Genomic DNA, 9,891 nt, shown 5'->3' on the forward strand with positions numbered 1-9,891 from the left:
GGAGGGCCGTTCACGGCCACCGTCGCCGGGTCACGAGGCCGGCAGCCGCTTGCGCAGGGCGCGGAACTGGGGGCCGTAGGTGCCGGGGCCGTAGGCGTTCGGCGTCTCCATCAGTTCCACGGCGGGCCGCTCCAGGCCGCGCATGGCGTGGATGGCCGCGCCCAGCGTGCGGTGGCCGCCGCCCGCCCAGGCCACGTCGAGGGTGTCGAGGACCGTGCTGTAGGTGGCGTCGAAGTGGTGCAGGAGCTGCCGCACCGGCGCCGGCGGGGCGGGCCAGCCGCCGGCCGGGATCGGGGCCATGGGGCGAACGTCAGGGAAGGGCACGGGCGCGCCGGCGTACTGCCAGCCGTGGTCGGTGCGGCGCAGCTCCCGGCCGTGGTAGATCTCGCCGAAGGCGTAGTAGTGCGCCGGGTGGTCGTCCTCGAAGGACGCCGACGGTGAGCTCGTGGTGCCCTCGCCCTGCTCCATGATGATCGCGACGGCCTGCTCGACATGGTCGAGGTTCTCGATCGGTGACAGGTCGTCGGAGAAGACGTACTGCGACAGCTGCCCCCGCGTCGACAGTTCCGGCCGCACCGTCCGGAACGCCCTCAGCAGCTCCGCGTAGAACTCACCGACGGTGGGCGAGGCCTGCGCGCTGCGGACGAGCGACTCCTCGGGGGCCTCGATCGCCATCATCACATCGCGTACGTAGGCCTTGGTCAGGCCCGACAGATAGACGGTCACCCCGGCCCGCACACCGCCGGGCAGCGGGCCGGGATAGACCGGCGCGGCGGCCTTGATCTGCGGTCTGCCGCCCACGGCCACCAGCAGGTTGCAGGCGATGCCCAGGTGGTACATCTCGTCGCCGACGATGCGCTGGATCAGCCGCGCCACATCGCTGCGGCGGTCCTTCACGGACCACAGGCCGCAGAAGTACGGCGGGATGGTGGCGAGTTCGAGGCCCACGGCCACCTGAAGGGCCGACCGGATCCAGTTGACCCCGCGGCTGTCCGCCGGAACCGCCAGCAGCCGTGCCACGGACCCGGCGGCGGGCGCCGCGAGCGCACCGCCCGCCGCCGGCGCGGCGGCCTGCGCGGGACCGGCGACCGTGACCGCGGCCGGCACGCCGCTCGCCAGCGCGGCCGACGCCAGGAAACTCCTGCGCCTGAACGGGGCAACCGCCTCACTGTCCGGCTCTTCGCTCATACCCGTCCCTCTCGACTCTCGCCTCAGCTGATGGCCATGGCCCCGCCGCGGCTCGATGCCCCCGGGACCCTCGGACAGCTCGCGAAGCTAGCAACGATCACCGCCGCCACCAGGGCGGACGGGCCGGTCGGCGCATCAACCACCCTGTCGGGCCAACGCGATCAAGGCCGGCGCCGCACGCCGGAACCGCTCAGCGGGCGTGGGCGGTGACGGCGCCTTCGTCGGCCTCGCGCACCGCGATGCGGGCGAGTTTCGTCAGCATCATGCCGTTGCGGATCCGGACGAGATAGTCGACGGGAAGCCCGTGCATCCGGATGCCGGGGCCGCGCAGGGCATGCCAGTCGAGAGTGACGAGGGTGTTCTCGCCCCACGGGATCAGCCGCATCGCGATACGGGCCGCGCCGAAGGGATCCGCCTTGGCCTCCAGCTCCAACCGGCGCTGCGGTTCGCAGATCCGTACGACACAGGTGTCGTCGAGGGCCAGCGGGCCCACCCCGACCCGGACCTGGAGACGGGCGCCCACGTCGGGCCAGTGCGGGTCCGCTTCGAGAACCTGCTGCGTCCCCGAGACCCACTCCCCGTAGCGATGGCCCTCGGACAGCAGCCCCCAGACCCGCGCCGGCGAGCTCAGGATCAGACGGCGGTTACGGGCCACTCCGACCACGCTCCTTCCGGACACTCCCGAGCTGCTCGACCTGCCGTTCCCGGCCCCTCGACGCTAGGGCCTGTCCGGCGGGTCAGCCCGGCGTCGCGGGGCCCGGCACGCCCGTCTGCCGTGCCGGCGTCGCTCCCCGACGCCCCGCGTCGACTCCCGCCTCGGCCTCGCGGCCGCCCACACCAGACCCCGCTCACCTGCGCTGATGATCTGCCGTGCGGTACGGACGGCCCGGTCCGCCGACCAGGCCCTGACCGTCCACGCGCCCCCCGGTACCGCAGCCGTGGCCCGCTCGGCCGACCAGGTGAAGCCTCAGCGGGACGGTGCGCGGGGCGCGGCCGTGCTCGCCCGTTCCACCAATCGCGTCGACAGCTCCGTGCGGGTGCTCTCCGGCCGTTCCCCGTCCATCATCCGCACCAGCAGCCGCAGCGCCGTCGCCGCCATCTCCGACAGCGGCTGGCGGACCGTGGTCAGGGCCGGGGCGATCCAGCGGGCCTCCGGCAGATCGTCGAAGCCCACGACGCTCATGTCGTCCGGCACGCCCAGTCCCCGCTCCGCCAGCGCCTCGTAGACGCCGAGGGCCATCCGGTCCGAGCAGACGAAGACGGCGGTCGGCGGTTCGGGCAGGTCGAGGAGTTCCAGCATCCGGCGCCGGGCCACACCCTCGTCGAAGCTCGCGTGCCGCACGTACTCGGGACGGTGCCGCACCCCGGCCGACGCCAGCGCCGAGCGGTACCCGGCCACCCGGGCCGCGCTGCACATCTTGCGCTGGTGACCGGCGATGACCGCGATCCGCTCATGGCCCAGTGCCAGCAGATGCTCGGTCGCCGTCACACCGCCGTGCCAGTTCGCCGCGCCCACCGACACCACACCCGACGGCGGCTCCAGCACCGGGTCGATCATCACGAACGGGATGCGGTGCTGCTCCAGCCAGGCGTACTGGGACGCGGTCAGCTCGGCCAGGTTGAACAGCACCCCGGACGAGCCGCGTGCGGTGAGCTTGTCGAGCCAGCCGCGCTCCGGGCGCCCGCCCCGCGTCCGGGTCAGCCCGGCCGAGACCACCACCTCGAGGCCCGCGTCATGGGCCGCCGCCTCGACACCGTGCAGCACCGCACCCGACCACGAGGTGTCCAGCGAGTGCACGACCAGGTCGACGAGGCCGGGTGTCTTCGCCGCGTCGAAGCGCGGTCTGCGGACATAGCCGAGCCGGTCCAGGGCCTCGGTGACCCGGCGGCGGGTCTCGGGGGCCACGTCCTCCCGGCCGTTGACCACCTTGGACGCGGTCGGCACGGACACCCCGGCCTCGCGGGCCACGACGGCCAGAGTCGGTCCGGCGGTCACGCTCGCTCCGCCCGTACGGACCATCGGGAACCACCTCTCCGGCCCGCCCGAGGGCCATGAAAAGTTTCGACCAGCGCGGAAACAGTAAGCGCTTCCTACCCTAGGTTCGCCGCAATGAGTCCGGAAGAGGCCGGAGATCGCAGGTCTGCCAGGTCCGCCACTTTCGAAACTTCGAACAGCCCCCGGGCTACCAGCAGGTGAGGCGGAATCCCGTGAAATCCGCCGTGAACGAGGCGTCGACGAGATCCACGGCATGAACACCGGCCATCGCCCCGGTGAAGCGCAGCTTGGAGCCGTAGTCGTCGGACAGCTTGGTGAAGTCGAGCGGCGTCCCGACCAGGGCGCGCGCACCCTCGCGTACGTACCAGAACTGGGCGAGGCCGTCCTCGACCGTCACCCCCAGCGTCAACGGCGCGCTCGCGTCCACGTCCACCACCGCGACCCGCCGGGTCCCGAACTCCTCCCGCTCCACGAGACTCAGCACCGTACGACCCCCACCACGCCACTGCTGTCCGCGCTGCCCCTCGCCCTCGGCCTCCGCCCAGGTGAGGTCGAGGCTCAGATATGCCTCCGCGTTGTACCGCAGGACCAGCCCGGCGGCCTGTGTGAAGGTGCGGGGCCCCGCCTCCACGGTGACCTCGGCCTCCGCCCGGTGCTCGGTGATCCGCTGAGCCAGCAGACTGTGCGCCCACCGCGACTCGGGACCGTGCCGGCCGCGCAGCCGGATCCAGCCGGGCCGGACGGCGGAGTCGGCCCAGCCCGGGTCGGCCGGGCCACGCAGGGTGCTCCAGGGCCAGCCGAGATCCGCGCCGGGCTCGGCGGCATCCGACTCGGGCGCGACGGCATCCGACTCGGGCGCGACGGCATCCGACTCGGGCCCGGCGCTCCCCGACTCAGGCCCGCTCTCCGGCCTGACGGCGCGCGTCGCCACCTCGACCTCGACTTCGACCGCCGGATGCCACCCACCCTGCCGCAACCGCGGCCACCCGTCCTTGTCCCAGATCACCGCCTGGATCGCGGTCTCCCGGCCGAGCGGGCAGCGCGGACCGTCCGGCGTCCGCAACGGCCGCGCGACGAGATGGCTCATCACCCACTCACCCCCGGCCGTCTCCACCAGCTCCGCGTGCCCGGCCTTCTGCAACGGCACCGAGGGGTCGTCGCGCGTCGTCAACAAGGGCTGGCTGTCGAGCTCGTACGGCCCCGTGACCGCACGGCTCCTCGCCATCAGCACCCCGTGCTCCACACCCGTGCCCCCCTCGGCGAGCACGAGATGGAACCAGCCGTCCCGCTTGACCAGCTTCGGCCCCTCGATGAGCCGTTCATGCTGCATCAGCAGATGCGTGTCACCGACCGGGACGAGCGTCTCGGGATCGATCTCCGTCAGGACGATCCCGGAGAACCGCCGGCCGTCCGGACGGTGGTCGTTCTGCAGGTTGAGCAGCCACAGCCGCCCCTCGTCATGGAAGAGCGCGGGGTCGAACCCATGGCTGGCGACCCGCCGCGGCGGCGTCCAGGCACCGCCCACCTCCGTGGCCGTACTGACATACGTGTCGGTGTCGAAGTACGGCGTGCCCACCGAGCGCACGACCGAGTACACCACCCAGAACCGCTCCCCGTCCCAGCTCAGCGAGGGAGCCCAGATGCCACCCGAGTCGGGGACTCCGGCCAGCGAGTCGCCGGGGACCGCGCCCCGCACATGACCCGCGTACTCCCAGCGCGCCAGGTCCCGGGAGCGGTGGATCGGGATCGTCGGGAACCACTCGAAGGAACTCGTCGCCACGTAGTACCAGTCGCCGACCCGGACCAGCGAAGGGTCCGGGGCGAACCCGCGGATGACGGGATTGTGCAGCAGGGTCACTCGAACACTCCCAGGGCGACGGTCACTTGAGGGCACCCAACGTCACGCCGCTGCGCCAGTAACGCCGCATCGCGACCATCATGATCGCCATCGGGATGATGGACAGCAGCGCACCCGTCAGCACCAGGCTGGTCACGTCGATACCGGACTCCAGGCGCTTGCCGGACCAGTTGTAGAGGCCCAGGTTGAGCGTCCAGTTCTGCTCGCCGCGCAGCACGGTCAGCGGCAGGAAGAACGCGTTCCAGGTGTTGACGAAGGCGAGCAGGAAGACCGTCGCACCGCCCGTCGTCATCATCCGCAGCACGATGCTGAAGAAGATCCGCAGCTCACCGGCACCGTCGATACGGGCCGCCTCCAGCAGCTCGAACGGAACGGTCGCCTCGGTGTACACCTTCGCCAGATACACACTGAACGGATTGATCAGACAGGGGATCAGCATCGCCCACGGGGTGTCGACCATCCCGATCGCCGAGAACAGCAGGTACAGCGGCAGGGTGAGCAGCGCGATCGGGATCAGCAGGCCCCCGACCGCCGCCGCGAACACCACACCCCGACCGGGGAAGTCGAAGCGGGCCAGTCCGTAGCCGGTCGCCAGCGCGATCAGCGTGCCGCCGAGCGAGCCGACACCGGCGTACAGGAACGAGTTGGCGGTCCAGCGCAGGAAGATGCCGTCCTCGTAGGTGAACACCTGCTGGAGGTTGTCCCACAGATGCCAGCCGGAGAACCACAGCCCGTTGCTCTGGTACAGCCCCACCCGGTCCTTGGTCGCGGCGATCACCAGCCAGTACACCGGGAAGAGGCTGTACGCGCTGGCCAGGACCAGACCGAGCAGGATGAAGCGCTGGCCGCCCCGGGAACGCGCGGCCGGATCCGGGCGGGTCAGCCGCCGAACGGCCCGTCCGCGCGGCGGCACCGCGGCCGCCTCCGTGCCGTCCTCCTTGCGGTTTTCCGTCAGTGCCATCAGTCCGCCTCCCTCGTGGTCAGCCGGTAGAAGAGGAAGGACGCGACGCCGAGGATCAGCGCGAGCAGCACCGACAGGGCCGCGGCGTAGTGGTAGTTGGCGGCGTTGAACGCCTGGTTGTAGATGATCATGATCGGGGTGAAGCTGTCACTGACCGTCTCCGGGGTCACGTTCCGGAACAGCGCCGGCTCGTTGAAGATCTGGAGCATCTGGATGATCGACAGCAGCGCGGTCAGGACGAGCGCCCCCCGTACGAACGGGATCTTGATGCTCAGCGCGATCCGCATCTCGGAGGCGCCGTCGAGCCGCGCGGCCTCGAACAGCTCACGGGGCACGCCCTGCAGCGCGGCGTAGATGATCACCATGTTGTAGCCGATGCCGTGCCAGGTCAGCAGGTTGCCGATGGCCGGCCACACCATCGAGGGCGCGAAGAAGTTCCAGTCGAACCCGAACAGTTCACCGAGCGGGGTCAGCGGCCCCACCGCCGGGCTGTACAGGTTGATCCACACGATGGCGGCGACGACGCCCGGGATCATGTACGGCACGAGCAGCAGGATCCGGAACCGCCCGGCGACCTTCGAGGTGACCGCGTCCAGGAAGAGCGCCAGGACCAGGCTGACGAGCAGCATGAACGGGATCTGGACACAGGCGAACACCACCACCCGGAGGATGGACGTCATGAACGCCGAGTCGGTCAGACCCTGCTGGTAGTTCTCCAGCCCCACGAACTCCGTGGTCGAGCCACCGAGCCCGAGCCCGGACTGCTTCTGCAGGAACAGCGACTGGTAGACCGCGTAGCCGATCGGGACCAGATACAGGAAGAGGAAGCCGAGCTGGAAGGGCACCGTGAAGGCGGCACCCTTCCAGCGCTGGGAGCGAATCATCGAGTCTGCCTCAGCCCTTGACGCTGATGCCGCGCTGCTTCAGGTCGTTGACCGTCCACTCCTGCATGTGGTCGAGCAGATCGGTGACCTTCTGCTTCTTGCTGACGACCGCGGCCCACTCGTCCTGCATCTCCGTGAACATCGCGGTCCAGTTCGGCCCGAACGTCCAGTCACTGGTGACGGTCCCCAGGCTGTCGCTGACGACCTTCTTCGCGGGCTCGTAGTTCTTCCCGAGCAGCTTCTCGGAGATCGCCTCGCTCACGTACGCGTCACTGTCGGCCAGCGCCGGCATCACACCACTGCCCGTCTCCGGGCTGGCCATGGTCTTCACGGCCCCCGTGTCCGTGGACATCCACAGCGCCGCCTGAGCGGCCTGCTCCTTGCTCTTGCACTGCTCGCTGACCAGCGTCAGATTGCCGCTCTGGTTGGTCCCGGCCGGCGTCTTGGCGGCCTCGCCCTTGAAGGTGGGCCACGGGGAGAGCGCCCAGTCACCGAAGGACTTGGTGAAGTTCTGCACCATGCCGGACATCTGCCAGGTGGAGATCTGCCGGGTGGCGGTCCCGCCGTCGTCGTAGTTGCGCTGCACGGCCGCGTAGTCGGCGAACGACAGCTTGGAGTTCAGGTCGTTGTCGATGATCTCCTGGATCACCTTCGCGGCCTTGAGGGTGCCCTCGTCCTTGAAGTTCACCTTCCAGGCGTTGCCGTCGATGCTGTACCAGTGCGCCCCGGCCTGCATCGCGAGCACCTCCAGGGTGCTCGGGTCCTCACCGGCGTAGTTGGTGATCTTGACGCCGTGCTTCTTCAGCTCCTTGCCCGCGGCGATGAAGTCGTCCCAGGTGGCGGGCGCCTTGAGCCCGTACTTCTCGAACAGGTCGGTCCGGTAGATGGTGAAGGCGGGAGCCGAGGCGGTCGGCACCCCGTACACCTTCCCCTGCACCTGCCCGGTCGCCCACGACCCGGCGTTGAACTTGTCCTTCTCGCCCTCGACGTACTGCGTGATGTCGGCCAGCGCACCCTGCGAGACCCAGCTGGTCACGTACTCGCCGGTGTTCTGCAGCAGACAGGGCGCGTTGCCCGCCTTCACGGCGTTCGTCAGCTGCTTCTGCATGGTCAGCTGGTCGGTGACCTTCGTGTACTTGAGCTGGACGTCCTTGTGCGAGGCGTTGAACGCCTTCACGACCGCCTCCTGCCCGTTGGCCCAGCCCCAGAAGTCGAGGGTGACCGGACCGGCGGAATCGGACCCGGAGTCCTGGGAGTCGGAGCCACCACAGGCGGCGAGCAGACCGGACAGTGCGATTCCCGCGACGGCGGCGGAGGCGAACCTTCTCCGGGGGCTGGTGAAGTTCATCTGACCGTGATCCTTCGGAATGAGAGCGTTCTTGCGGAACGGCGGCGGCTCGGTGGCGCCGGCCAGGAACGGCGGCCGGAAATCGTCGGCTCGCGGTTGCGGGGGGTCGGCCAAGCGGAAGCTGTAGTAAGCGGTTGCAGGGACGGTAGGCCGAGGGCTCGGCTCATAGCAAGAGGTGGGCGGAAATTTGTTACGCCGGGTTGTCCGTGCGGTTATGTCTGGGGGAGGGGCGGCGCGAGTCGGTGAGGGTGGGCTTATCCGCAGGTCAGTGGCTTGCGGCGGCACCGGGTCGAGGGTCGGGAGCGCTCTCGGAGACCGTCTCCGAGGGCTGGAAAACGCGTAAGAAAACGCTTACGAAACGAGCGCTGGGCGGTGCGCCGACCGCCGTCCTGTCGGCTCAGTCGCGCCGAGTGGCAGGCGGCCGTACGGAGTTGCGTACGACGACATGGGTGCCGAGCACCAGGTGGTCGCCGTCGCCCGCCTTCCGGCGCGCGGCGCCCCCCTCGCGCCGGTCGGCCACGGCACGCAGCGCCACCCGCCCCATCTCCTCGTAGGGCACATGCACGGTGGTGAGTTGGGGCGTGAGCTGCGAGGCGAGCGGGATGTCGTCGTAGCCGACGATCGACACGTCGTCCGGCACCCGGAGCCCGGCCGCGCGCAGGGCCTGCATGGCGCCCGCGGCGACGACATCGGTCCCGGCCAGCACGGCCGTGAACGCCATGCCCTGTGCCAAGGCCTCCTCGACGGCCTCGTACCCGTGCTCGTAGTCGTACGGGCCGTGCCGCACCATGCCCGGCTCGAAGGGCACGCCGTAGGCCTCGAAGGCCCGGCGGGCGCCCTTCAACCGGCCCTGCGCGGTGGTGAGTTCGGCGTGTCCCGGCAGTACGAGCACCTTGCGGTGACCGGCGGACAACAGATGGCTGGCCATGGCGTAGGCGCCGCCCTCGTTGTCGTAGTCGACGGTCGTCGCCGGGACGTCGCCCTCCAACGGCGGCCTGCCCACCAGCACCAGGTGGGACCCGGCGGCATCGAGGGAACGGGCGAACCGGGCCATGCGCAGCTGGTACTCGTCGTAGTCGTACGCCCCGCCGAGCAGCACCACGGCCGCCACGCCCTGCTGTCGCATGAGGTTGACCAGGGCGAGTTCCCGCTCGGGGTCGTCTCCCGTGGTCCCCACCAGCGAGAGCCAGCCGCGCAGGGTGGCGGCTCCCTCGACGCCCTTCGCCACATGGGCGAACGCGGCGCCGGTGATGTTGTTGATGAGGATCGCCACGGTGGGGGTGCCGCCGCCGGCCAGTGAGCGGGCGTGGGCGTTGGTGACGTAGTCCAGGTCCCGGACGACCTTCATCACCCGGCGGCGCAGGTCCTCCGAGACCGGGTAGTTGCCGGACAGGACGCGGGACACGCTGGCGACGGAGACGCCGGCGCGTTCCGCCACGTCCCGGATGGTGGCCCGGCCGGCTTCGCCGGCCACCTTGCGCTGACTCACCCTTGCGGCTCCTTCACCGTTGCGACTGCGTCGGCATACGGCCGGAAAACGCGCCCCCACCGATACAGAAACCGTATCCCATGACTGTCTGGCGGACATCGGCGCTCAGCTGCGAGGTCCAGCTGGATCTCGCCCCCGCCGCCCCTACCCGTCCCATCCCCAGGGGC

Annotated in this window: 8 protein-coding genes; all 8 read right to left on the reverse strand. The window is 70.2% G+C overall.

The annotated features are described in order from the left end of the window. Window positions 1-30: 30 nt before the first annotated feature. The 8 genes from L0P92_RS22910 to L0P92_RS22945 all read right to left on the reverse strand — a co-directional run bounded on the left by L0P92_RS22910 (window position 31) and on the right by L0P92_RS22945 (window position 9,724). Entirely contained in the window at window positions 31-1,188 is a 1,158-nt protein-coding gene (locus L0P92_RS22910; RefSeq protein WP_234764707.1) for a ferritin-like domain-containing protein, read from the reverse strand. Window positions 1,189-1,378: 190 nt separating this feature from the next. Next, window positions 1,379-1,843 carry an SRPBCC family protein gene (locus L0P92_RS22915; protein WP_234764708.1) on the reverse strand — a complete coding sequence of 155 codons (465 nt, stop codon included), beginning with the start codon at window positions 1,841-1,843 and terminating at the stop codon, window positions 1,379-1,381. A gap of 312 nt (window positions 1,844-2,155) precedes the next feature. Then, window positions 2,156-3,208 (reverse strand): LacI family DNA-binding transcriptional regulator, encoded by a 1,053-nt coding sequence (locus L0P92_RS22920; RefSeq protein WP_234764709.1) that lies wholly within the window; start codon window positions 3,206-3,208, stop codon window positions 2,156-2,158. Between the two features lie 163 nt (window positions 3,209-3,371). Beyond that, the gene (locus tag L0P92_RS22925) at window positions 3,372-5,042 is read right to left on the reverse strand and encodes a glycoside hydrolase family 43 protein (RefSeq protein ID WP_234764710.1); all 1,671 of its coding nucleotides are present in this window, start codon (window positions 5,040-5,042) and stop codon (window positions 3,372-3,374) included. Between the two features lie 22 nt (window positions 5,043-5,064). Beyond that, window positions 5,065-6,003, reverse strand: a complete 939-nt coding sequence (locus tag L0P92_RS22930) for a carbohydrate ABC transporter permease (RefSeq protein ID WP_234764711.1) — start codon at window positions 6,001-6,003, stop codon at window positions 5,065-5,067. After that, complete coding sequence (locus L0P92_RS22935) at window positions 6,003-6,887, reverse strand: carbohydrate ABC transporter permease (protein ID WP_234764712.1); 885 nt, start codon at window positions 6,885-6,887, stop codon at window positions 6,003-6,005. The genes L0P92_RS22930 and L0P92_RS22935 overlap by 1 nt, the downstream gene beginning before the upstream one ends. A 10-nt stretch (window positions 6,888-6,897) precedes the next feature. Then, the gene (locus tag L0P92_RS22940; RefSeq protein WP_234764713.1) at window positions 6,898-8,235 is read right to left on the reverse strand and encodes an ABC transporter substrate-binding protein; all 1,338 of its coding nucleotides are present in this window, start codon (window positions 8,233-8,235) and stop codon (window positions 6,898-6,900) included. 397 nt (window positions 8,236-8,632) lie between these two features. Further along, window positions 8,633-9,724, reverse strand: a complete 1,092-nt coding sequence (locus tag L0P92_RS22945) for a LacI family DNA-binding transcriptional regulator (protein WP_234764715.1) — start codon at window positions 9,722-9,724, stop codon at window positions 8,633-8,635. Between the last annotated feature and the right edge of the window lie 167 nt (window positions 9,725-9,891).

It is taken from the genome of Streptomyces muensis, assembly GCF_021474425.1.
In the GTDB taxonomy this organism is placed as follows: Bacteria; Actinomycetota; Actinomycetes; order Streptomycetales; family Streptomycetaceae; genus Streptomyces; species Streptomyces muensis.

Coding starts and splice junctions, on each gene's coding strand:
- L0P92_RS22940 (WP_234764713.1), bottom strand. CDS start 8,235: ATGAACTTCACCAGCCCCCGGAGAAGGTTCGCCTCCGCCGCCGTCGCG.
- L0P92_RS22935 (WP_234764712.1), bottom strand. CDS start 6,887: ATGATTCGCTCCCAGCGCTGGAAGGGTGCCGCCTTCACGGTGCCCTTC.
- L0P92_RS22910 (WP_234764707.1), bottom strand. CDS start 1,188: ATGAGCGAAGAGCCGGACAGTGAGGCGGTTGCCCCGTTCAGGCGCAGG.
- L0P92_RS22930 (WP_234764711.1), bottom strand. CDS start 6,003: ATGGCACTGACGGAAAACCGCAAGGAGGACGGCACGGAGGCGGCCGCG.
- L0P92_RS22920 (WP_234764709.1), bottom strand. CDS start 3,208: ATGGTCCGTACGGGCGGAGCGAGCGTGACCGCCGGACCGACTCTGGCC.